This window comes from Rhizobacter sp. OV335 (genome assembly GCF_900142965.1).
Classification (GTDB): Bacteria; Pseudomonadota; Gammaproteobacteria; order Burkholderiales; family Burkholderiaceae_C; genus Rhizobacter.
The window spans coordinates 1-23,107 of record NZ_FRCQ01000008.1; the positions used below are offsets into that span (position 1 = coordinate 1).

Here is a 23,107-nt window from a genome sequence, read left to right on the forward strand (position 1 = left end):
TGCCGGGTCTCGCCCCGGCGGGCGAGTCACTTTCATTTGGGGCTCAAATGAAAGTAACCAAAGCAAAGAGCCTGAATGCAACACCATACGGTTCGTTCTGTCCCGCTGCGGACAACACGGCCACGTCGCTGCACATCGTCCCTTGATTGGGATTGTTGCTCTCCCTCTCCACTCGACTCGCTCGCTTTGCGTCGCATCGTCTCGCACCGGCCGCCACCACGCTTCATCCAGGCGATGCGCAGCGAGCTGGGTGGAGAAGAACGGCCAACAATCCCAATCAAGGTGGAACTTCAGCCCAAGCGGCCGTGTTGTCCGCAGCGGGCCAGAACGAACCGCATGGTGTTGTATTGAAGCCCTTTGCTTTGGTTACTTTCATTTGGGCTCAAATGAAAGTGACTCGCCCGCCGGGGCGAGACCCGGCAGCAGCCTCACGCAGTGAACCGAAGCCGAACCCTCAAGCAGTGAGCGAAAGCCCATTCGCCCGAATGTCGAACTGCAGCTTCTGATAGACCCTGCGGATCCCGCAAGCAACCGTATGCACACTCGCATGCCACTGCTGCGCGATCTCGTCGATCAGGTAGCCCTGCGCCAGCCACTGCAGGATCTGCCGCTCCATGCCCGTCAGCACCAGCGGGTTCAGCGCTTCGGTCATCGTGTCGGCCAGCAGGTAGCGCGGCGGCGCCTCGAAATGCGACAGCACCTGGCGCGCAATGTTCGGTGTCATCGGCGATTCGCCGCGCGCCACCTCCTGCAAGCCGCTGATCAGCGCCTCGGGCGAATTGGCGTGCACCCAGTAGCCGTCGGCACCAGCCCTTAGCGCCTGCAGCAGCACCGTGTCGTCATGTGACATCAGCGTCACCAGCACCTGCGGGCGCGTCGCCCGGCCGCCCTGCCGCAAGTCGCCCAGCAAGCCGTCGACCGGGCCGTCCTGCACCCGCAGGTCGGTCACCAGGATGTCGGGGTCGGTGCGGGCGATCAGCGGACGCGCCTCGTCGACCGTGTGAACCGTGCCAACCACCCGGAAACCCGGGGTGGCGGCAATCAGCGCAGCCAGGTGAGGGCTGGCCTCGTGATCGCGCTGGAGAAGAACGAGGGACTGCATGGAAAATGGTCGGGCACGAAGATCGTCCATTCTTCGATGCGCCACTTTTCGGTGCATCCCCATGACCCCGGGGCACTACCCCCCTCAACCCAGGGGGTCACTCAGGGTGTCATCGCAAAACTGTGCGCCTGCGCCATCGGCCAGTACAGCCTGAACACGTTGTGCGCCGGCTCGCTGCCGTCGAGCAGCGACCCCGGCTTCAGGAACGGCAGCAGGTTCGCGAGCAGCTTCACTTCATGGTCTGCCGAGCGCCGCACGATGTGCGACGCGGTGATCCCGCCCGGGTGCGTCAGCCCCGCCGCCTGCACCAGCTCCTTCAGCGCGCGCAGCGTGTTCTGGTGGTAGTGGAAGACGCGTTCGGACTTGGTCGGCACCACCAGCGCGCGCTGGCGCTGCGGATCCTGCGTGCTGACCCCCGTCGGGCAGTTGCCGGTGTGGCAGGCCTGCGCCTGGATGCAGCCGAGCGCGAACATGAAGCCGCGCGCCGCGTTGCACCAGTCGGCCCCCAAGGCCATCATCCGCGCGATGTCGAATGCGCTGACCACCTTGCCGGCACAGCCGAGCTTCACCTGGTCGCGCAGGTTCAGCCCGACCAGCGTGTTGTGCACCAGCAGCAGCCCCTCCTGCAACGGCGCGCCGACGTGGTCGGTGAACTCCAGCGGCGCCGCACCGGTGCCGCCCTCGGCCCCGTCGACGACGATGAAGTCCGGCGTGATGCCGGTGATGAGCATCGCCTTCGCGAGCGCGAACCACTCCCACGGGTGGCCGATGCACAGCTTGAAGCCGGTCGGCTTGCCGCCCGACAAGGTGCGCAGGCGCTCGATGAAATGCATCATCTCGACCGGCGTGTCGAAGGCGCTGTGGCGCGCCGGCGAGATGCAGTCGACCCAGGTCGCGACGCCGCGCGCCTCGGCGATCTCGGGCGTCACCTTCGGGCCGGGCAGCACGCCACCATGGCCGGGCTTCGCGCCCTGGCTCAGCTTCAGCTCGATCATCCGCACCTGCGGCTGGGTCGCGTTGTCGGCGAAGCGCTGCTCGTTGAAGCTGCCGTCGTCGTTGCGGCAACCGAAGTAGCCGGAGCCGATCTCCCAGATCAGGTCGCCGCCGTTCTCGCGGTGGTGGCGGCTGATGCTGCCCTCGCCGGTGTCGTGCGCGAAACCGCCTCGCTTCGCGCCGGCGTTCAGCGCCAGGATGGCATTCGCCGACAGCGCGCCGAAGCTCATCGCCGAGATGTTGAAGACGCTGGCCGAATAGGGCTGCGCACGGGTCGCGCCGATCATCACGCGGAAGTCGTGCGTCGGCAGCTCGGTCGGCACCAGCGAATGGTTGATCCATTCGTAGCCCAGCGCGCCGACGTCCATCTGCGTGCCGAAGGGGCGCTTGTCGGAGTCGTTCTTCGCCCGCTGGTAGACCAGCGAGCGCTGCTGGCGCGAGAACGGCGCGGCCTCGTTGTCGCCCTCGATGAAGTACTGCCGCATCTCGGGCCGGATGAATTCCAGCAGGAAACGCAGGTGCCCGATCACCGGGTAGTTGCGCAGCACCGAATGCCGGGTCTGCATCACGTCGCGCGCGCCCACCGCGAGCAGCAGCGTGAAGAGCAGCACGTACACCAGCCCGACATGGAAGGCCACCAGCGTGAAGGCGCTGAGCAGCAGCCCGACCGCGCACGCCAGCCAGACGCTGTAGCGGATCGGGAAATAGCGGTTCAGCCGGAGCAGCCAGTCTTGCATCGGGAAGCCTCCTCGTGGTCGCGCGATGGTAGTCGCTCGCCTTGGGGCGGTGACTGTATGCTTGCCCGATGACCCCATCCCTGTTTCGCCGCGCGCTGTGCGGCACCGTGCTGTGCAGCGTCGTCGCCATCGCAGCGGCCGCCGACGCGCTACCCGACCTGAACGCCACGCTCGCGGGCACCCGCTGGACGCTGCAGACGCTGGGCGGCGAGACGCAGGCCCAGGTGGCGGGCGGCACGCCGGTGCAACTGACGCTCGACGCCGCGTCGCAGCACCTGAGCGGCCACACCGGCTGCAACCGCCTGATGGGCCGCTTCGTGCAACGCGGCACGCTGCTGACGCTGTCGCCGCTGGGCACGACGCGCGCGGCCTGCGCCGAACCGGCGATGAAGCAGGAACAGGCGGTGCTGAAGATGCTGCGCGAGATCGACGGCTACCGCGTCGAGAACCGCACGCTCAGCCTGTTGCAGGGCGAGGTGGTGCGGGCGACGTGGAGTGCGCCGGCACCGAAAGAGGCCTCCAGGGAGGCCCCGAAGAAGACGGGCAAGCCGAAGCCGGCAGCACCCTGAAGCGCCACCGGCCTGCTCACTGGCACATGCGTCGCGGGCTTACTTCTTCGGCTTGCCCGATTCTTCGCTGCGCTCGATCTCGCCGTTCTTCATCGCGCGCTTCGTTTCGGCCTTGACGTCGGCCCGGTCGGCCGGCGGGGGCGACCCGGCAGCCGGCGGCGGCATCTTGTTCAGGTCGCCTTCCGAGGTCTTCATCTCGCCCATGGCCTTCGCGGCCTTGGTGTCCGCCTTGACCTGCTCGCGGGTCGTTTCCGACGTGACGGGCTTGCGCTTGTTGTTGTGCTGCTCGCCGATCGGCACCTTCTTGCCGGTGGCGGCGGCATCCCTCGTTTCGGCCTTGACCTGCTCACGTGTCTTCGGCGCGGACGGGTCCTCGGTGGTGGTCTGGGCCAGCACGGTCTGCGAACCGAAAGCGCCGGCCAGCAGCGCGGAGAGCAAAAGCATCTTGTGGGTCATGGTGATCCCTTTCCGGTGGATGGAGTGATCCCATCAGACCCGGTTGTGCCTCCGCGGCCCATCAGCCAGGGCCGGGAGCTGCGGTAGGAAATGCCCGACCCTGGTGTGGGCCCCGTCGCGTCAGCCGAGCAGCTTCGCGACCGGATGCCCGCGCAGCCGGTGCGCCTGCGGCATGTCGCTGCCGAGCAGCGGGCGCAGGTACTGGCGGAACGCGTCGGTGACGGCATTTCCGCTGTCGGCGATGAACACGTCCTCCATCACCCGCGTCTTGCCGGCCACCGCCTCCAGCGGCAGCAGCTCGTAGCGCACCGCGTAGTCGCCGCAGCGCTGGATCGCCACCGAGCCGTCGCGGTCGCCGCGCAGCGCGAACTGCAGCGCGGTCTCGCCAACCTCGCGCGCCTCGCGCTGGTCGACATCCGACACGCAGCCGAGGAACGAGCGCTGCAGGTAGCCGAAGGTGTCGCCGCGCACGCGCTTGATCTTCAGCTGGTCCTTGATCAGGTCGCACAGCAGGTCGGCCAGCGCGCCGGTGCCCGACAGCTGCAGGTTGCCGTGGGCGTCGCGCTCGACCCCGCCCCCGGCCTGTTGCACCAACTGCGCCGCGATCGGCTCGCCCGACGCGTCGTGGATACCCTCGGAGACGGCGATCACGCAGCGCCCGAGGCGCTGGTGCGTGGCGCGCACGTCGGCCAGGAAGCGCTCGCGCTCGAACACCCGCTCGGGCAGGTAGACGAGGTGCGGGCCGTCGTCCGGGTAGCGGGCGCCGAGCGCCGCGGCGGCCGTCAGGAAACCGGCATGCCGGCCCATCACGACGCCGAGGTAGACGCCCGGCAGCGCGGCGTTGTCGAGGTTCGCCCCGGCGAAGGCCTGCGCGACGAAGCGCGCCGCCGACGCATAGCCCGGCGTGTGGTCGTTGCCCACCAGGTCGTTGTCGATGGTCTTCGGCACGTGGATGCAGCGCAGCGCGTGGCCGGCCTGGCGGGCTTCGTCGCTGACGATGCGCACGGTGTCCGACGAATCGTTGCCGCCGATGTACAGGAAATGGCTGATGCCGTGCGCCTGCAGCACCTTCAGGATCGCGCGGCAGTAGGCCAGGTCGGGCTTGTCGCGGGTGCTGCCGAGGGCCGACGCGGGCGTCGCGGCCACCGCCTCGAGCTGCTGCGGGGTCTCGCGCGCGAGGTCGACGAAATCCTCGTCGACGATGCCGCGCACGCCGTGGCGGGCGCCGTAGACCGCCGTCACCTCGGGGAAGCGCTGCGCCGCGAGCACCGCGCCGACCAGCGACTGGTTGATCACGGCGGTCGGGCCACCGCCCTGGGCGATCAGGATCCTGGCTTCGGGCATCGTCGGCATGGCGGCTCCGGTGTCGTGGCGGGAGGCGCCAAGGGTAGCCGTTCTATTTCGTCGAGAACAGCTTGGCGGCGCGACCCTTCAGTTCGAGCAATTCGCTCGGCGTCACCGAGTAGGCGCCGGACATGATGTCCACCTCGATGCGGAACTCGACGTCCCGCTTGCCGTTGGTCAGCAAGCCGGAGGTGAATTCGTAGGTTTCGTCCTCGACTGGCATGCCCTCGGCCTTCACGTCGTACTCCTCGTACTGCACGTTGCGGATCTCGCCGCTGGCCAGGTCGAGCATGCCGGTGGAGCGGATGACGGACTCGGTGAGTTCGTCGAAGATGACAATCGGCAGTTTCAGGTCCACAGCAGGCTCCAGGGAGAATCGGTGCGCCATCGTCTTCGATGCGCGGGCCGACATTCTAGGGACCTGCCCGAGGTCCCCATCCATCAACCCGTTACACGCCCACCCGGAACCCCATCTTGAACATCCACCTGAGCCTCACCCCCCTGATTTCGCTGCTCGCCGGCATCCTGGTGCTGGTCATGCCCAAGCTGCTGAACTTCATCGTCGCGATCTACCTGATCGCGATCGGGCTGATCGGCCTGTTCGGCATGTCGTCGCTGCGGCTGCACTGAGCCGCCCGCGGGCCTCAGCCGTCGAGCTCCTCGTCGGCGGTGATCTTCAGGCTGACCCGCCGCACGCCCTGTACCTCGGTGCGGGCCGTCAGCCGCAGCGGCTCGCCGACCGGCACCGTCTTGCGCAGCCGCACGTCCAGCGAATCGCTGCCGGCGTGCGTCGCGACCCGGCGCGTCCATTCCTGGGCGCCGTTGACCAGCACGCGCAGCCCGTGGTGCGCCTGGTCGTCGCCGGCCGGGTTGGCGACCTCGAAGCTGCAGAAGATCTCGAAGCGGCGGTCTCGCGTCGCGTGCGGCGGGACGTCCAGCTGGGCGGCGTCGCTGTCGCCCGCGTCCTCGATCCAGTGTTCGGCAACATCTGACACGGAAGGCTTCATCGGCTGTCTCGCATGCGCAAAGGTGGGGATGCTAACGAGCAAGCAAAGTCGAGCCGAATGTCAGAGAATTCGCCGATCCACCGGAGAGCGCCATGGGCACCCGTTTCGCACGCACCGCTTTCGCGCTGATCAGCATCGTCGCCATCGCCGGCGCGGTGTTCCGGGTCGCCACCGCCCCCGACCGCATCCGCGAACGCCACCAGACCGCGCGTGCGGTCTGCCTGCAAAAGGGCGGCGAGTGGGTCACCGTCGACAACAACGAGATCTGCCGCACGGCCGAGCTGGCCAAGCAGATGTGATCGGCCTCAGTGGCTGATCATCCAGGGCCGCTTCCCCGCGAATGACCGCGGCGCCGTCGCCGCCTCCCCGCTGCGCTTCGGCCCCGCGCAGCACCCGCACCCCGCCGGATGCCGGTAGCGCGCCGATTCCTTCGGCTCATGCTGCGCCCGCTCGTTGGTCGCTAGCGCCAGCCGCCGCTCGGCCGGCATGTCGGCCAGCCGGGGTGCCGCCAGCCAGGCGCGCGCCGACGGCCTCTCGCAGCGCGGGCAATCGGCCGGCACATCGCGCTCGGCCATGCGCCGCAACGCATCGAACGGCCCGCACTGCGGGCACTGGTAGTCGTAGGTCGGCATGGTCTGCGCCCCGGCTCAGAGGTCCGGCGACAGCGGCATCTCCGGCCCGCCCTGGATGTACTTCACCGGCCCGCTGGCGTTCGGCCGGATGTCGAAATCGAAGATCTGCGTCGGCAGCCACAGCGTCGCGCAGGAGTTCGGGATGTCGACCACGCCGCTGATGTGCCCCTGCACCGGCGCGGTGCCGAGGATCGAGTAGGCCTGCGCCTTCGAGTAGCCGAACTTCGTCAGGTACTCGATCGCGTTCAGGCAGGCCTGGCGGTACGCGACGTTCACATCGAGGTAGTGCTGCTTGCCCTGCTCGTCGACCGAGATGCCCTCGAAGATCAGGTAGTCGTTGTAGTGCGGCGTGATCGGGCTCGGCCGGAAGATCGGGTTCTTGATGCCGTACATCGCCATCCCGCCCTTGATCACCTCGACCTTCATGTGCACCCAGCCGGCCATCTCGATCGCGCCGCAGAAGGTGATCTCGCCGTCGCCCTGGCTGAAGTGCAGGTCGCCGACCGACAGGCCCGCGCCCTTCACGTAGACCGGGAAGTAGATCTTCGAGCCGCGCGACAGGTCCTTGATGTCGCAGTTGCCGCCGTGCTCGCGCGGCGGCACGGTCCGCGCGCCCTCGGCCGCTGCCTTGGCCTTCGCGTCGCCGCCCAGCTTGCCCAGGTGGGCGGTGGCCGCGAACGGCGGGTTCGCCAGCGGCGGCACGCGGTCGGGCTCGGTCGCGATCAGGCCGAGCTCGCGCTCGTTCCACTTCTCGAGCAGCGACGGGTCCGGCAGGCAGCCGATCAGCCCGGGGTGGATCAGCCCGGCGTAGTTGACGCCCGGCACGTGGCGCGACCTCGTGAACATGCCCTGGATGTCCCAGATCGACTTCTGCGCGAACGGGAAGTGGTCGGTCAGGAAGCCGCCGCCATTCTTCTTCGAGAAGAAGCCGTTGAAGCCCCACAGGCTGTCGGCCTTGGCGCCGATGTCCAGCAGGTCGACCACCAGCAGGTCGCCCGGCTCGGCGCCGTGCACGCCGACCGGGCCCGACAGGAAGTGCACGATCGACAGGTCGATGTCGCGCACGTCGTCGGCGCTGTCGTTGTTCTGGATGAAGCCGCCGGTCCAGTCGTAGGTCTCCAGCACGAAGTCCTCGCCCGGCTTGACCCAGCAGGCCATCGGGATGTCCGGGTGCCAGCGGTTGTGGATCTGCTCGTTCTCGTACGGCGATTGCTTCAGGTCGACCTTGATCAGGGTGTCGGGCATGGTGGGGCTCCTGTGACGAACATTCAGACGGAAAGGAATTGCTTGATGCGCTGCACGTCGGTGCTCGCGCGCGGGCTCTCGTGCACCAGCCGCCCGCCTTCGATGACGAACAGCCGGTCGGCCACGTCCAGCGCGAAGCTCAGCACCTGCTCCGAGACGACGATCGTGATCTCGCGCCGCTTGCGGATCTCGTTCAGCGCGCGGGCGATGTCCTTGATGATCGACGGCTGGATGCCTTCGGTGGGCTCGTCGAGCAGCAGCACCTTCGGGTTGGTGACCAGCGCACGCGCGATCGCCAGCTGCTGCTGCTGGCCGCCCGACAGGTTGCCGCCCTTGCGCGAGCGCATCTCGAACAGCACCGGGAACAGCGCGTAGATCTCGTCGGGGATGCGCCGGCTCGCGGCGTTCTCCAGGCCGGTCTGGATGTTCTCCTCGACCGTCAGCGTCGGGAAGATCATGCGGCCCTGCGGCACGTAGGCCAGGCCCTTGCGCACACGCTGGAAGCTCTCGTCCTTCGTGACCTCACGGCCGTCGACCTCGATGCTGCCGGATTTGACCGGCAGCACGCCCATCAGGCTCTTGAACAGCGTGGTCTTGCCCATGCCGTTGCGGCCCATGATCGCGACGGTCTCGTTCTTGTTCGCGTCGAAGTCGATGCCGTGCAGCGCCTCGCTCTGGCCGTAGGCGACGTGCAGGTTCCTGACGGTGAGCATCGTGGTGTCCTCAGTGGCCAAGGTAGACATCGATCACCTTCGGGTCGGCCTGCACCTGCTCCATCGAGCCTTCGGCAAGGATCTTTCCCTGGTGCATCACTGTCACCTTGTGGGCGATCTGCTTGACGAATTCCATGTCGTGCTCGATCACGATCATCGAGCGGCCCTTGCAGATGCGCTTCAGCAGCTCGGCCGTCAGCTCGCGCTCGCGCACGCTCATGCCGGCGATCGGCTCGTCGAGCATCAGCAGCTCCGGGTCCTGCATCAGCAGCATGCCGATCTCGAGCCACTGCTTCTGCCCGTGCGACAGCAGGCCGGCCTCCAGCGCGAGCTGCTCGGCCAGGCCGATCTCGGCGGCCACCGACTGCACCGCGTCGCGCACCTCGGCATCGCGCTGGAACGCCAGCGCCCCAAACACGCCACGCCCGCGCGGGAACGAGACCTCCAGGTTCTGGAACACGCTGAGGTTCTCGTAGATCGACGGCGTCTGGAACTTGCGGCCGATGCCGGCGCGCACGATCTGGTACTCCGGCAGCCGGCTCATCTCGGTGTTCTTGAACTTGATGCTGCCGCCGCTCGCGCGCGTCTTGCCGCAGATCAGGTCGAGCAGCGTGGTCTTGCCGGCGCCGTTCGGCCCGATGATCACGCGCAGCTCGTTCTTGTCGACGTACAGCGTCAGCGCGTCGATCGCCTTGAAGCCGTCGAACGAAACGGTCAGGTCTTCCACGGCCAGCACGAAGTCGGTGTTGCTCATGACGCCCTCCAGGCCGTTTCGGTTCGCGGCGCACCCTTGCGCAGGCTCATGCGCCGGATCCACCACGGCTTCAGCTTGTCGGCATACAACCCGGCCAGCCCGTCGGGGAACGCGAGCACCACGCCGAGGAACATCGCCGCCATCAGGAACAGCCACAGGTCGGGCAGGCTCTCGGAGAAGTAGGTCTTGCCGAAGTTGACGAGCAGCGCGCCGTACACCGCACCCACCAGCGACATGCGCCCGCCGACCGCCGCGAAGATCACCATCTCGATGCTCGGAACGATCCCCACCAGCGACGGCGACATGAAGCCCACCTGCAGCGTGAACAGCGCCCCGCCGATGGCCGACAGCAGCGCCGCGAGGCAGAACGCGAACACGCGGAACATCGCGACGTCGTAGCCCGAGAAGCGCACGCGGTCTTCCTTGTCGCGCATCGCGAGCAGCAGCGTGCCGAGCTTGCTCTGCTGGATCCAGCGGCACACGACGATGGCCCCGATCAGCAGCGCCACCGTCAGGAAGTACAGGATGTACTTCGCGCTGTTGGTGCGGGTGTCCCAGCCGAGCAGCGTCTTCAGGTCGGTCATGCCGTTGATGCCGCCGGTGTAGCCCTGCTGGCCGATGATCAGCACCGTGAGGATCAGCGCCACTGCCTGCGTGATGATCGCGAAGTACACGCCGCCGACGCGCCGCTTGAACATCGCGAAGCCGATCACGAAGGCCAACAGCGTCGGCACCACCAGGATCGCGAGCAGCGCGAACGGGAAGTGGCGGAACGGCTCCCACCACAGCGGCAGCGCGGTGATCTGGTTCCAGTCCATGAAGTCGGGGATGCCCGGCGTCGACTGGATCTTGGTGGTGATGGGGTCGCTCGCCTCGAGCTTCAGGAACATCGCCATGCCGTAGCCGCCGAGGCCGAAGAACACGCCCTGCCCCAGGCTCAGCACGCCGCCGTAGCCCCACAGCATCACCAGCCCGAGGGCCACGAACGCGTAGCTCAGGTACTTGCCGACCAGGTTGAGCCGGAACAGGTCGAAGGCCAGCGGGAACACCACCGCCAGCACCACGGCCAGCAGCAGCACGCTGCCCATGCCGCTGCGGTCCAGCCACTGCCTGATGCGATTCATCGGATTGCCTCTGGGGGAAGGGAGAACAGCAGTCAACGCCGCACCTTGGCCGCGAACAGCCCCTGCGGCCGCAGCATCAGGATCAGCACGATCATCGACAGCGTCAGCACCTTGGCCATCGAGCCGGTGATGAAGAACTCGGCGATCGACTGCGTCTGCGCGATGCCGAACGCCGACACCACGGTGCCCAGCAGGCTGGCCGCGCCGCCGAAGGTGACGACCAGGAAGGCGTCGACGATGTAGAGCGAGCCGCTGGTCGGGCCGGTGGAGCCGATGGTGGTGAAGGCCGCGCCCGCGACGCCGGCGATGCCGCAGCCGATCGCGAAGGTGAGGCGGTCGGTCTGGCGGGTGTTGATGCCGGTCGCGTTGGCCATCACGCGGTTGGCCACCGTGGCGCGCACCCGCAGGCCCCAGCGCGAGCGGTACAGCGCGAGCAGCACGCCGCCGGTGACGACCGCCGTCAGCGCCATCACGAACAGGCCGTTGATCGGGATGTCGAGGCCGGGCGATGGGGCCCACGAGCCCATCAGCCAGTCGGGCAGCGTGGGGCTCACCTCCTTCGCGCCGAAGGTCGAGCGGAAGATCTGCTGCATGCCCAGCGACAAGCCCCAGGTGGCGAGCAGCGTGTCGAGCGGGCGGCGGTACAGGTGGCGGATGAACAGCCACTCGACCGCCCAGCCGGCGGCGAACGCGAAGCCGAATGCCGCGACGATCGCGACCGGGAAGTACGCGCCGATCAGCTTCGGCGCGTAGCTCTCGGCCAGGTGCGAGAACAGGTAGATCGTGTAGGCGCCGATCGTCATGAACTCGCCGTGCGCCATGTTGATGACGCCCATCTGGCCGAAGATGATCGCGAGGCCCAGGCCCATCAGCAGCAGCACCGAGAACAGGCTCAGGCCGGCGAAGCCTTGCATCAGCGAGATGTTCAGGATTTCGGAGAAGGTCATGGCGTGTCCCGGGTGGCGCTCGTGAGTGGGCCCTTCGACAGGCTCAGGGGATCCTTCGACAGGCTCAGGACGAACGGAATCTCCCCTCACACCGTTCGGGCTGAGCCTGTCGAAGACCTTTGTCTGACTATTGATAGCCCTTCGGGAACGGGTTCGGCTCAATGAGTTCCGGCGACTCCGCGACCACCTTGAACTGCCCGTCCGCCTGCGCCATGCCGATGCGCGTCTTGCTCCACAGGTGGTGGTTCTCGTGCACCTTCACGTAGCCCTCGGGCGCGGTCTTCAGCTCGATGCCGGCCGACGCCGCGGCGATCTTGTCGACGTCGAAGCTGCCGGCCTTCTCGACCGCGGCCTTCCACAGCCACGGGCCCAGGTAGCCGGCCTGCGTCACGTCGCCGATCACCGAGCTCGGGCCGTACTTGGCGCGGAACGCCGACACGAAGGCCTTGTTGTTCGCGTTGTCCAGCGACTGGAAGTACTTCATCGACGCATAGAAGCCGGCCATGTTCTCGCCGCCGATGCCCAGCACCTCGTCCTCGGTCACCGAGATCGTCAGCAGGAACTGCTTGTCGGCGGTGACGCCGGCGGCCTTCAGCTGCTTGTAGAACGCGACGTTCGAGCCGCCGACCACCGCGACGAAGATGCAGTCGGGCTTGGCGACCTTGATCTTGTTGATCAGCGAGTTGAAATTGGTGTGGCCCAGCGGGTAGTACTCCTCGCCGACCACCTTGCTGCCGCTCAGGTGCCCCTCGATGTGCTTGCGGCCGATCTTCATCGAGGTGCGCGGCCAGATGTAGTCGGAGCCGACCAGGAAGTAGGTCTTGGCCTTCTTCTCCTTGGCCGCCCAGTCGAGGCCCCACAGGATCTGCTGCGTCGCCTCCTGACCGGTGTAGATCACGTTCTTGCTCTGCTCCAGGCCTTCGTAGAAGGTCGGGTAATAGAGCATGCCGTTCTCCTTCTCGAAGATCGGCAGCACCGCCTTGCGCGAGGCCGAGGTCCAGCAGCCGAACACGCAGGCCACGCGGTCGTTGACCAGCAGCTTCTTCGACTTCTCGGCGAAGGTCGGCCAGTCGGACGCACCGTCTTCCTTGATCACCTTGATCTTGCGGCCCAGCACGCCGCCCATCGCGTTGATCTGGTCGATCGCGAGCTGCTCGGCCTGGATCGAGCCGGTCTCCGAGATCGCCATCGTGCCGGTGCCCGAATGCAGCTGCCCGACCGTCACCTCGGTGTCGGTGACCGCCAGCTTCGTCGTGTTGACCTTGGCGGTGGGCGCGGCCTGCGCAAGCGCCAGGCCCGAGAGACCGGCCAGCGGCAGCGCGGCGGCGCCTTGCAGCAGCCGGCGGCGCTGCATCGAATCGGGCTGGAGATCGTCATTGCGGTCGTGGGACATGGAAAGGCTCCGGACAGTTGAGGGCATCGTCATGACGCACGGCACCAAGCCTGTGCGGTGCCGCGTTGTTCACGCTGGTGCCGACTGTCCCGGATGGCGCGCGCAACCCGAATACGTCAATCAACGTAGCTGCCTGCGCACGCCGCACGGCGACACTCGCGCGGCAAGCAGCGGGAGCGCTTCTTGCGTGCAGGAGCCGACACTGCCGTCGTTGTCGGAGAAACCGGTGTCCGTGGCCACGCAAAAGATCTTTCGCATCCGCCGGGACTACAACACCTGGGTCGGCAACGAGACGCTCGAGGACTACGCGCTGCGCTACACGCCGCGCAGCTTCCGCAAGTGGAGCGAGTTCCGCGTCGCGAACACCGCGTTCGGCGCCACCTCGTTCCTCGCGCTCGAGGCCATCGGCGGTTCGATCGCGATCGGCTACGGCTTCTCGAACGCGCTGTGGGCGATCCTCGTCGTCGGGCTGATCACCTTCCTGACCGGGCTGCCGATCAGCTACTACGCCGCGAAGTACGGCGTCGACATGGACCTGCTGACGCGCGGCGCCGGCTTCGGCTACCTCGGCTCGACGCTGACCTCGCTGGTCTACGCGAGCTTCACCTTCATCTTCCTCGCGCTCGAGGCGGCGATCCTCGCGCTCGCGCTGCAGATGTACTTCGACTGGCCGCTGTCGCTGTGCTACCTGCTGTCGTCGCTCGGCATCGTGCCGCTGGTGATGCACGGCATCACGCTGATCTCGCGGCTGCAGCTGTGGACGCAGCCGCTGTGGTTGATCCTGCTGGTCTGCCCCTACGCCTTCGTGCTCGCGAAGAACCCGCAGGTGTTCGTCGATTTCACCGGGCTGGTCGGCCGCGCCTCGGGCAGCAACGGCTTCAGCTGGCTGATGTTCGGCACCGCCGCCACGGTCGCGTTCTCGCTGGTGGTGCAGATCGGCGAGCAGGTCGACTACCTGCGCTTCCTGCCCGAGAAGACCAAGGCCAACCGGCGCCGCTGGTGGGCCGCGGTGCTGGTGGCCGGGCCCGGCTGGATCGTGCCGGGCATGGTGAAGATGCTGGGCGGCGCCTTCCTCGCCTTCCTCGCGCTGCAGCACCAGATCCCGACCGAGAAGGCGGTCGAGCCGACGCAGATGTACCTGGCCGGCTTCGGCTACGTGTTCGACAACCCGGCCTGGGTCCTCGGCGCGACCACGCTGTTCGTGCTGGTGTCGCAGCTGAAGATCAACCTGACCAATGCCTACGCCGGCTCGCTCGCGTGGTCGAACTTCTTCGCGCGGCTGACGCACAGCCACCCGGGCCGCGTGGTGTGGCTGGTGTTCAACGTGCTGATCGCGGTGCTGCTGATGACGCTGGGCGTGTTCGAGGCGCTGGAGCGCGTGCTCGGGCTGTACAGCAACGTCGCGATCGCCTGGGTGGGCGCGCTCGTCGCCGACCTGGTGATCAACAAGCCGCTCGGCTGGAGCCCGCGCCACATCGAGTTCAAGCGCGCCCACCTGTACGACATCAACCCGGTCGGGCTGGGCGCGATGCTGAGCGCGGCAGTGCTCGCGATCGTCGCGTACGCCGGCGCGCTCGGGGCCGCGGCGCAGGCCTTCGCGCCGTTCATCGCGCTGGCCACCGCGATGCTGGTGTCGCCGCTGCTCGCCTGGGCGACGCGCGGCCGCTGGTACCTGGCGCGGCAGGACACCACCCGCTGGGCGCCCGGCCAGAGCGTGACCTGCGCGGTGTGCGACACCGCGTTCGAGTCGGAGGACATGGCGCACTGCCCGGCCTACGGCGCGCCGATCTGCTCGCTGTGCTGCACGCTGGAGTCGCGTTGCCACGACCGCTGCAAGACCGATTCGCGCGCGGCCGAGCAGGTCAGCGCGGTGCTGGCCGCGGTGCTGCCGCGGCGGCTCGCGTCGCGGGTGAACTTCCGCGTCGCGCACTACCTGGTGGTGGCGGCGTCGTTGATCGGCCTGCTGGCGGTGATCCTCGGCGTGGTCTACGACCAGGAGGGCGTGCTGCGCGCGACCGCGCAGGCAGCGTTGAAGGCGCCGCTGCTGAAGGTGTTCGCGCTGCTGTCGCTGGCCGCGGCGGTCGGCGCCTGGTGGGTGGTGCTGGGCAGCGAGAGCCGGCACATGGCGCAGGACGAATCGAACCGACAGAACCAGCTGCTGACGAAGGAGATCGACGCGCACCGCCGCACCGACGCCGCGCTGCAGGCCGCGAAGGACCTGGCCGAGGCCGCCAACCAGGCGAAGACGCGCTACGTGGCCGGCATGACGCACGAGCTGCGCACACCGCTGAACAGCATCCTCGGCTATGCGCAGATCCTGCTGAAGGACGAGCAGGTGCAAGGCGTGCGGCGCGCGTCGGTCGACACCATCCACCGCAGCGGCGAGCACCTGCACGGGCTGGTCGACGGGCTGCTCGACCTGGCGCGCATCGAGGCCGGCCGGCTGCGGCTGGACCGGGCGCCGCTCCCGATGCACGAGTTCCTCGACGACCTGGTGCGCATGGTGGCGCCGCAGGCGGAAGCGAAGGGGCTGGTCTTCACGCTGCAGACCAGCGGCCGCGTGCCCGACCATGTGAACGCCGACGCGAAGCGGCTGCGCCAGATCCTGATCAACCTGCTGAGCAACGCGGTGCGCTTCACCGACCGCGGCAGCGTGACGCTGAAGCTGGACTACCGGCTGGAGCTGGCGCGCTTCGAGGTGGTCGACACCGGCATCGGCATCGCGGCGCAGGACCAGGAGCGCATCTTCCTGCCGTTCGAGCGCGGCAGCGCCGGGCGGCGCACCGGCGAGCCGGGCACCGGCCTCGGGCTGACCATCACTCATCTGCTGACCCAGCTGATGGGCGGCGAGCTGTCGCTGAAGAGCGCGCCCGGCCAGGGCAGCACCTTCACCGCGCGGCTGTACCTGCGCGAGATCAGCGCGCCGATGCTGCCGCGGCGCACGCACCGGCCGGTCACCGGCTACCTCGGACCGCGGCGCAGCCTGCTGGTGGTGGACGACCAGCCGACGCAGCGCCAGATGCTGGCCGGGCTGCTGATGCCGCTGGGCTTTCGCATCCGCGAGGCGGCAAGCGGGCGCGAGTGCCTGGAGAGCGTGCTCGACGATTGCCCGGATGCCGTGCTGCTCGACGTCTCGATGGACGACATGGACGGCTGGCAGACCGCGCGCCAGATCCGCGCGGCCGGGCTGCTGCACGTGCCGATCCTGATGGTGTCGGCGAACGCGTTCGAGAACCAGGCCGACAAGCTGGCCGCGGCCGGCTGCCAGGGTTTCGTCGACAAGCCGGTGATCGAATCGGAGCTGCTCGACATGCTGCAGCGGCACCTGCAGATCGAGTGGCTGGCCGAGCTGGCGCTGCCGAACTGGGCCACGGCCGGTGCACCCGGGCCGGTCGGCGCGACGGCGCTGCCGGCGGAGTTGATCGGCGACCTGATCCGGCTGGTGCGGCTCGGGCACCTGCAGGGCGTGCAGGCGGCGCTCGATGCGGCGACCGCGGAGCACCCGGCCGCGCAGGCCGAACTGCGCGCGATGCGGCTGCTGGCGGAGCGCTTCGAGCTCGATGCGCTGCTGGACCGGCTGACGCAGGCCCTGCGCGACGTGTCGACGGAGGCGCTGTGAGCGCGTCGCCGGTGGTGCTGGTGGTCGACGACGCGCCGCAGTCGCTGGGCGCGCTGTGCGCATCGCTCGAGGCCGAGGGCTACACGGTGCTGGTCGCGCGCGACGGCGAGTCGGCGCTGGCGCGGCTGGACCTCGCGACGCCCGACGCGATCCTGCTGGACGCGCTGATGCCGGGGCTGTCGGGCTTCGAGACCTGCCGGCGCATCAAGCAGGACCCGGCGCTGTCGCACATCCCGGTGATCTTCATGACCGGCCTGTCGGAGACGCCGCACATCGTCGAGGGCTTCGAGAGCGGTGGTGTCGACTACGTCGTGAAGCCGGTGCGCGCGCAGGAGGTGCTGGTGCGGCTGGCCACGCACGTGCGCAATGCGCGCGCGGTGCGGCTGGCGCGCGCGGCGGTGGACGTCGGCGGGCACGGCGTGCTGGTGCTCGACGCGCAGGGGCGCGTCGCGTGGCGCTCGCCGCAGGCGGCGGCGTGGCTGCGCGAGTTCCACCCGGAAGGCCTGCCGCCGGCGTGGGCGAGCGACGGCCCGCTGGAACACCACAGCGCCGCGGCCGACGGCCGGGTGCTGACGGTGCGACACGCCGGCGCGGTCGGGCTGGGCGAACGCATGCTGCTGCTGCGGGTGCAGGCCGCGAGCGATGCGGCGCCGACGCGCCTCAGCACCGCGTCGCTGACGCCGCGCGAGACCGAGGTGCTGTCGTGGATCGCGAAGGGCAAGACCAACCGCGACGTCGGCGAGATCCTCGGCATGAGCCCGCGCACCGTGAACAAGCACCTGGAGCATGTGTTCGAGAAACTCGGCGTGGAGACGCGCGCCGCGGCGGCGGCGCTGGCGAGCCGGGAGCTCGGCTGAGACGGGCCGTTCTCGCGCGCTTCACGCGGACTTCGCGTTCGCGTCGCGACCGACCGGCACATTCGCCGGCATGCACGACATCTCGCCCCTCCCCGCCCCCTCGGTGCCGGCCGCGTCAGGCTGGTGGACCTCGCGCCTTCAGGCCCTCGACTTCGCGTGGCGTGCCGAGGGCCTGCGCTGGATGCGCCGCGGTCGCGACCTGGTCGACCGATGGAACGGCACCCGCTTCGCGACCACCCGATCGACATCGCAGGACCCGGTGCGTGCCGAGTGCATCACGCCGTTGTGGACGCAACACGCGCCGCACGAATGGCCGCTGACCGCCGGCAAGGTCCACAACCTGCGCACGGCCGCCTCTCGGCTCGACGGGCTCGTCGTGGCACCCGGTGAGGTCTTCAGCTTCTGGCATGCGATCGGCGCCCCGACCCGTCGCCGCGGCTTCGTCCCCGGCCGGGAGTTGCGCGAGGGGTGCCTGATCGCGAGCATCGGCGGCGGCCTGTGCCAGCTGTCGAATGCGCTGTATGCCGTGGCGGTGGATGCCGGGGCGCGGATCGTCGAGCGCCATCCGCATTCGCGTGCCGTGCCGGGCTCGCAGGCCGAGGCAGGGCGCGACGCGACGGTGTTCTGGAACTACCTCGACCTGCGCTTCGCGCTGCCGCAGCGTGTCGTCGTCGAGGCGCGGCTCGACGGCGAGCGCTTGATCGTCCGGCTGCGCGGTGCATCGCCGCCGGCGCGCTCGGCACGGCCCGTTCCGATCGAGCTCGGCCGCCGGCCGCCGGCGCACGACTGCCTGGACTGCGCGCAAGCGGACTGCCTGCGCCGCGTGGGGTCGCGCCCCGTCGGCGAACGGGTCGCCGTGATGCCGGTGGCCGGCTGGCCGGAGTTCGACACCTGGATCGCCGCTCGCGGCATCCGCCTTCGCGCGACAGGGCCGAACTGGCCGACCGGCCTGACCGAGCGCTGGCATCGGCTCGCGGCGCGCGCCTGCCGCCATCGGCCGGCCCGGCGCCAGCGTCACCTGATCGCCGCCGACGATGCGCGTGCCTCGGCTTGGCTCGCGCGGGTGCCGATCGAGGCCGACGAACTGATCGTTCCGGTCGATGCGCTGGCCGAGCTGCAGCGCCGCGGCGCGCTCGGCGGGCGCCGCGTGACGGTGATGATGACCCGGTCGCCGCTGCGCATGCTGCATCAGCAGCTGGACGGCCAGGCCGGCGAACCGACCGCGGCCGGCCTGCGCGAGTACCGTGCGCCAGACTGGCGCGTCGATGCCGAGTGGAAGGCGCTGCGTGGCGCGGTTCGCGTGCTGACGCCGCACCATGCGGTCGCCCGCTGGTTGCGGACTCGCGGCCTCCATCAGGTGGGCCTTCTCGACTGGGACCGACCCGCGGCAGCGCCTTCGGCGTGCGGCGGAACGCTGCTGTTTCCGGCGTCGTCGCTGGCGCGCAAGGGCGCACCGGAACTGCGCGAGGCCTGCCGGGCGCTCGGGTTGCCGCTGGCGGTGCTCGGCCGCGCCAGCGAGTCGCCCGGCTTCTGGCGTGGCATCGAACAGGTGCCGCTCGATGCGGAGGACCCGTGGCGCGGCGTCGGTGCCGTGGTGCTGCCGGCGCATGTCGAGCATGCGCCGCGCTGGCTGCTTCAGGGCCTCGCGCGCGGCCTGCCGGTCATCGCAACGCCGGCGTGCGGGTTGGATCCCCGCACACCGGGCCTGCGCCTGGTGCCGGCCGGCGACACGCTCGCGCTGACGCTGGCCCTCTACGAGACGGCCGCCTCAGACCACCGGTGACACGAACGCGATCAGCCGCCCGAGGCGCCGGATCACGTCCGCCGTCACGATGAACTGCGGCTTGTCTCGCTTCACGTAGGGCGCGATTTCCGGCGGGTTGTCGGCCGGGTACGGCGAGGTGTCGTAGATGTCGCCCACGTGCTTGCTGCGGTAGGCCGTGCCGGTGTACGGCGTCGCCGGCCCGTCGCCGCGGTACGGGTTCACCACCTCGGGCACCGGCGCCGTCCAGTAGTTCTTCGTGCCGAGGTCGGCGACCAGCGTGTCGACTTCGGTCTGCAGCACAACCGGCGTGGTCATCTTCGCGCCGCTGAACAGGTCGGGGAAGTCGACCTCGCGGATGCCGAAGAACTTCGGCAGCGCCGTCGGCTGCGTCGCCTTCAGCGGCGAGCGCGCCACCAGCTCGGCCACCGCGGCATCGCTCATCCCGCTCAGATCGTCATACCGCTTCTGCAGCCCGGCGAGGTCGATCGAGCGGCCCGCCGAGTAGTGGCTCAGCGTGTTCGTCAGGTCCTTGTCGGCGAAGTAGGCGCCGTTGTGGATGTTCGAGCCGTAGCGGTGCACGTACAGCGACTCGTTGCTGTCGAGCTCGATGAAGGTGGCGTGCGTGCGGCCGTTGAGCAACGCGTTGCGCTGGATGGCGTCGGCCGGCAGCGGCACCGTCTTCAGCCACGCGATGGCTTCGGGGATGCGCGCGAGGAACTTGCGGTCGCCGGTCAGCGTGAAGTAGTGGAACAGCTGCTGGATGTTGGTCTGCGTGGTGTGCGTGGCCAGCGAGCGCGGCTCGTAGGTGCGCGCCCCCGCGGCGGCGCCGGCCGGGCGGCCGTTCGTCTCGCGCGACAGGTGCTGCAGGCTCCAGCCGGCCTGCGGCCCGGGCTGTTGCATCGCGCGCATGCACTCCATCGCGCGGGTGATGTTGTCCAGCAGGTCGGTGCGGCCCAGCGCCAGCACGCACATCGTCAGGAACTTGATGTTCTCGCCCATCACGTCGTCGTTGAAGGTGACGTGCAGCGTGTAGTCGCCGTCCTCCATGCCGGCATGCGCGCCGGCCGGGACCTGCTCGGGGTTCGGCTGCGGCATGCTCGCCTTCGAGCCGGCGTAGTGCGGGAAGCGCTGCGGCCAGCCGCCGTTGGCGATGCCGAGCTCGGCGCCGAATTGGGCCTGCCGTATGAAATCGATTGCACGATTCAACGGCGCTTCGAAGCGCGCGTCCTTCTTCTCGAGCCACATGCGCAGCATCAGCTGCGACGCGACCGCGGTGCCGGCATCGTCGAAGGTGGCGTTGCCGTAATAGTTCTGGAATTCCTCGAGGCGCCAGCCGTTCTTGCCGATGGTCTCGTACCAGTGCTTCAGCGATTCTTCGCCGGCGAAGTCGTGGATGTAGTTCCAGCCGCCCGAGGCGTGCTGGGCCGCGACGACCGCGAGCGCGGTGCGCTCGGCGGCCTGGTAGAAGCGCTCGTCGCCGGTCGCGTGGTAGGCGTCGAGGAAGACGTTGCCGACCGACGGCGTGCCGGGTGGCTGGATCCAGCACATCGTGCGCTTGGCCTCCATCTCGCCGAAGGTCTGCGTCAGGTCCGGCGAGTACGACCACACGTAGCCGCCGCGGTAGGAGACCTCTTCGTCCATGTAGGCCACCGCGCGCTTCATCGCGTCGATCGCGGTGCCTTGCGCGGTGGGCGGGGCCGGCGGCGCCGGGTTGTCGTCATCGCCGCCACCGCAGGCGGCCAGGGCGATGGGGCTCAGTGCGGCCCCGAGAAAGCTGCGTCGTTGCATGTTGTCTGCCTCCTGATGTTGTGAAATGACAAACGATTTCATCGTGTGTCATCAGTCATCGTACAACTCAGAAATCAACGACTTGCTGGGGCAATCCCTGTCAGATTGCACGCAAATTGACACAACCCGGCCGACTCGTCCTCAAGAGATACGACGACGTGGTCCAGTCCATCGCACCCGGGGCGAAACGCCCTGGCGTCCTATACTTGCCGCCAGCGCTGATTTGTTCCGGCTTGCGGGCGCTTTAAAAAACCAGCTAAAGAAAGGACGCACCCACCGGTGTCTCGATTCTTGGCGACGCCGGTTTTCTTTTCGGGGTGTGTGTCCACATGAGTTCCGTGGGTGATGTCAAACCGCAGGTGATGCAGTTCACCGAAGCGCTGCCGCTGCGCAGCGGCGCGAAACTGAGCGACTACACGCTCGTCTACGAGACCTACGGCACGCTGAACGCCGAGCGCAGCAACGCGGTGCTGGTGTGCCATGCGCTGAACGCGTCGCACCATGTGGCCGGCACGCTGGCGGGCGAGCCGCGCAGCGAAGGCTGGTGGGACAACCTGGTCGGGCCCGGCAAGCCGCTCGACACCGACCGCTTCTTCGTGATCGGCATCAACAACCTCGGCTCGTGCTTCGGCTCGACCGGGCCGATGCATGTCGACCCGGCGACCGGGCGCGTCTACGGCGCCGATTTCCCGGTCGTCACGGTGGAAGACTGGGTCGACGCGCAGGCCCGCCTGCTCGATCGCCTGGGCATCGCCCAGCTCGCCGCGGTGCTCGGCGGCAGCCTGGGCGGCATGCAGGCGCTGAGCTGGTCGCTGCGCCACCCGGATCGGCTGCGCCACTGCATCGCGGTGGCGACCGCGCCCAACCTGTCGGCGCAGAACATCGCGTTCAACGAAGTGGCGCGGCGCGCCATCGTCACCGACCCCGAGTTCCACGGCGGCCACTACTACGGCTACCACGTGGTGCCCAAGCGCGGGCTGCGGGTGGCGCGGATGATCGGCCACATCACCTACCTGAGCGACGACGCGATGGAGGCCAAGTTCGGCCGCGGCCTGAAGAGCGGCACGCCCGGCTACAGCACGCAGGACATCGAGTTCGAGATCGAGAGCTACCTGCGCCACCAGGGCGACAAGTTCAGCGAGTACTTCGACGCCAACACCTACCTGCTGATCACGCGCGCGCTCGACTACTTCGACCCGGCGCGCGAGCATGGCGGCGACCTGAGCGCGGCCTTTGCCGGCGCGCGCTGCAAGTTCCAGCTGGTCAGCTTCACGACCGACTGGCGCTTCGCGCCGGAGCGCTCGCGCGAGATCGTGCGGGCACTGCTCGACAACCGCTTCGACGTGAGCTACGCCGAGATCGACGCGCCGCACGGGCACGACGCCTTCCTGCTCGACGACGCGCGTTACCACGGGGTGCTGCGCGCGCGCTTCGACAACATCGCGAAAGAGTTCGCGGCCGTGGGAGCCCCGGCATGAGTGATCGCAAGGACATCGAACTGATCGCCGAGATGGTGCCGAAGGGCTCGCGCGTTCTCGACCTGGGCTGCGGCAACGGCGAGCTGCTCGCCCACCTGCGCGACCACCGCCAGTGCAGCGGCTACGGCATCGAGATCTCGGACGCCAACGTGCTGTCGTGCACGCAGCGCGGCGTCAACGTGATCCAGTTGAACCTCGAGGAAGGCCTCTCGATGTTCGAGGACCGCAGCTTCGACGTCGTGCTGCAGCTCGACACGCTGCAGCACCTGCGCAACACCGAGCGCATGCTGCTCGAGACGGCGCGGGTCGGCCGCGTGGGCATCGTCAGCTTCCCGAACTTCGCGCACTGGGCGAACCGGCTGCGCATCGCGAGCGGGCGCATGCCGGTCACGAAGGCGCTGCCCTACGAGTGGTACGACACGCCGAACATCCGCGTCGGCACGTATGCGGATTTCGAGGTGCTGGCGCGCAAGAGCGGCCTGCAGATCCTCGATTCGTTCGGCATCCAGAATGGTGCGGTGCGCCGGCGCCGGCCGAACCTGACCGCGAGCGTCGCGGTGTTCAAGTTCGAGAAGGTCTGACCT

22 protein-coding genes and 1 riboswitch are annotated in these 23,107 nt (G+C 68.6%); of the genes, 8 read left to right on the top strand and 14 right to left on the bottom strand.

What is annotated here, in order from left to right; translation table 11 throughout:
* Positions 1-454: 454 nt before the first annotated feature.
* Both BUE42_RS10355 and BUE42_RS10360 read right to left on the bottom strand, forming a co-directional pair.
* Positions 455-1,132, bottom strand: coding sequence for a LuxR C-terminal-related transcriptional regulator (locus tag BUE42_RS10355; protein ID WP_235002238.1), 678 nt, complete (start codon positions 1,130-1,132; stop codon positions 455-457).
* Between the two features lie 71 nt (positions 1,133-1,203).
* Complete coding sequence (locus BUE42_RS10360; RefSeq protein ID WP_073465024.1) at positions 1,204-2,832, bottom strand: FMN-binding glutamate synthase family protein; 1,629 nt, start codon at positions 2,830-2,832, stop codon at positions 1,204-1,206.
* A 68-nt stretch (positions 2,833-2,900) separates the two neighbouring features.
* Here BUE42_RS10360 and BUE42_RS10365 point away from each other — a divergent pair, with 68 nt between their 5' ends.
* Positions 2,901-3,401 (top strand): META domain-containing protein, encoded by a 501-nt coding sequence (locus BUE42_RS10365; protein WP_073465026.1) that lies wholly within the window; start codon positions 2,901-2,903, stop codon positions 3,399-3,401.
* A gap of 39 nt (positions 3,402-3,440) precedes the next feature.
* Here the strand turns inward: BUE42_RS10365 and BUE42_RS10370 are convergent, their stop codons facing one another.
* The 3 genes from BUE42_RS10370 to BUE42_RS10380 all read right to left on the bottom strand — a co-directional run bounded on the left by BUE42_RS10370 (position 3,441) and on the right by BUE42_RS10380 (position 5,559).
* Entirely contained in the window at positions 3,441-3,857 is a 417-nt protein-coding gene (locus BUE42_RS10370) for a DUF4148 domain-containing protein (protein ID WP_073465028.1), read from the bottom strand.
* A 120-nt stretch (positions 3,858-3,977) separates the two neighbouring features.
* Positions 3,978-5,201 (bottom strand): 6-phosphofructokinase, encoded by a 1,224-nt coding sequence (locus BUE42_RS10375; RefSeq protein WP_073465205.1) that lies wholly within the window; start codon positions 5,199-5,201, stop codon positions 3,978-3,980.
* A gap of 52 nt (positions 5,202-5,253) precedes the next feature.
* Positions 5,254-5,559: a hypothetical protein gene (locus tag BUE42_RS10380; protein WP_073465206.1), complete on the bottom strand. Its 306-nt coding sequence runs from the start codon at positions 5,557-5,559 to the stop codon at positions 5,254-5,256.
* Positions 5,560-5,675: 116 nt separating this feature from the next.
* On the opposite strand from BUE42_RS10380, the gene BUE42_RS10385 reads away from it, so the two are divergent.
* Positions 5,676-5,831, top strand: coding sequence for a DUF3096 domain-containing protein (locus tag BUE42_RS10385; RefSeq protein WP_073465030.1), 156 nt, complete (start codon positions 5,676-5,678; stop codon positions 5,829-5,831).
* A gap of 14 nt (positions 5,832-5,845) precedes the next feature.
* Here the strand turns inward: BUE42_RS10385 and BUE42_RS10390 are convergent, their stop codons facing one another.
* Entirely contained in the window at positions 5,846-6,196 is a 351-nt protein-coding gene (locus BUE42_RS10390) for a hypothetical protein (RefSeq protein ID WP_235002240.1), read from the bottom strand.
* 104 nt (positions 6,197-6,300) lie between these two features.
* On the opposite strand from BUE42_RS10390, the gene BUE42_RS10395 reads away from it, so the two are divergent.
* Positions 6,301-6,507, top strand: coding sequence for a hypothetical protein (locus BUE42_RS10395; RefSeq protein WP_073465034.1), 207 nt, complete (start codon positions 6,301-6,303; stop codon positions 6,505-6,507).
* A 6-nt stretch (positions 6,508-6,513) separates the two neighbouring features.
* Here BUE42_RS10395 and BUE42_RS10400 read toward each other — a convergent pair whose 3' ends face one another.
* The 7 genes from BUE42_RS10400 to urtA form a co-directional block, all read right to left on the bottom strand.
* Positions 6,514-6,840: an FmdB family zinc ribbon protein gene (locus tag BUE42_RS10400; protein WP_073465036.1), complete on the bottom strand. Its 327-nt coding sequence runs from the start codon at positions 6,838-6,840 to the stop codon at positions 6,514-6,516.
* Positions 6,841-6,855: 15 nt separating this feature from the next.
* Entirely contained in the window at positions 6,856-8,085 is a 1,230-nt protein-coding gene (gene fmdA / locus BUE42_RS10405) for a formamidase (RefSeq protein WP_073465038.1), read from the bottom strand.
* A 23-nt stretch (positions 8,086-8,108) separates the two neighbouring features.
* The gene (urtE, locus tag BUE42_RS10410; protein ID WP_073465041.1) at positions 8,109-8,798 is read right to left on the bottom strand and encodes an urea ABC transporter ATP-binding subunit UrtE; all 690 of its coding nucleotides are present in this window, start codon (positions 8,796-8,798) and stop codon (positions 8,109-8,111) included.
* A gap of 10 nt (positions 8,799-8,808) precedes the next feature.
* Complete coding sequence (urtD, locus tag BUE42_RS10415) at positions 8,809-9,552, bottom strand: urea ABC transporter ATP-binding protein UrtD (RefSeq protein WP_073465043.1); 744 nt, start codon at positions 9,550-9,552, stop codon at positions 8,809-8,811.
* Complete coding sequence (gene urtC / locus BUE42_RS10420; protein ID WP_073465045.1) at positions 9,549-10,676, bottom strand: urea ABC transporter permease subunit UrtC; 1,128 nt, start codon at positions 10,674-10,676, stop codon at positions 9,549-9,551. The genes urtD and urtC overlap by 4 nt, the downstream gene beginning before the upstream one ends.
* Before the next feature lie 32 nt (positions 10,677-10,708).
* Complete coding sequence (gene urtB, locus BUE42_RS10425) at positions 10,709-11,623, bottom strand: urea ABC transporter permease subunit UrtB (RefSeq protein ID WP_073465046.1); 915 nt, start codon at positions 11,621-11,623, stop codon at positions 10,709-10,711.
* A gap of 127 nt (positions 11,624-11,750) precedes the next feature.
* Positions 11,751-13,016, bottom strand: coding sequence for an urea ABC transporter substrate-binding protein (urtA, locus tag BUE42_RS10430; protein WP_073465047.1), 1,266 nt, complete (start codon positions 13,014-13,016; stop codon positions 11,751-11,753).
* 226 nt (positions 13,017-13,242) lie between these two features.
* Between urtA and BUE42_RS10435 the strand changes: the two genes are divergently transcribed.
* The 3 genes from BUE42_RS10435 to BUE42_RS10445 all read left to right on the top strand — a co-directional run bounded on the left by BUE42_RS10435 (position 13,243) and on the right by BUE42_RS10445 (position 19,275).
* Positions 13,243-16,635, top strand: coding sequence for a hybrid sensor histidine kinase/response regulator (locus BUE42_RS10435; protein ID WP_073465207.1), 3,393 nt, complete (start codon positions 13,243-13,245; stop codon positions 16,633-16,635).
* Positions 16,632-17,492, top strand: a complete 861-nt coding sequence (locus BUE42_RS10440) for a response regulator (protein ID WP_073465048.1) — start codon at positions 16,632-16,634, stop codon at positions 17,490-17,492. The genes BUE42_RS10435 and BUE42_RS10440 overlap by 4 nt, the downstream gene beginning before the upstream one ends.
* 70 nt (positions 17,493-17,562) lie before the next feature.
* Positions 17,563-19,275, top strand: a complete 1,713-nt coding sequence (locus BUE42_RS10445; RefSeq protein WP_073465049.1) for a VanW family protein — start codon at positions 17,563-17,565, stop codon at positions 19,273-19,275.
* Here BUE42_RS10445 and BUE42_RS10450 read toward each other — a convergent pair.
* Complete coding sequence (locus BUE42_RS10450; RefSeq protein WP_073465050.1) at positions 19,261-21,045, bottom strand: pectate lyase; 1,785 nt, start codon at positions 21,043-21,045, stop codon at positions 19,261-19,263. The genes BUE42_RS10445 and BUE42_RS10450 overlap by 15 nt on opposite strands.
* A 205-nt stretch (positions 21,046-21,250) precedes the next feature.
* Positions 21,251-21,328: riboswitch (SAM riboswitch) on the top strand.
* 46 nt (positions 21,329-21,374) lie between these two features.
* On the opposite strand from BUE42_RS10450, the gene BUE42_RS10455 reads away from it, so the two are divergent.
* Positions 21,375-22,523: a homoserine O-succinyltransferase MetX gene (locus BUE42_RS10455; RefSeq protein WP_073465051.1), complete on the top strand. Its 1,149-nt coding sequence runs from the start codon at positions 21,375-21,377 to the stop codon at positions 22,521-22,523.
* Entirely contained in the window at positions 22,520-23,104 is a 585-nt protein-coding gene (gene metW / locus BUE42_RS10460; RefSeq protein WP_073465052.1) for a methionine biosynthesis protein MetW, read from the top strand. Before BUE42_RS10455 ends, metW begins: the two co-directional genes overlap by 4 nt.
* The last annotated feature ends 3 nt before the right edge of the window (positions 23,105-23,107 follow it).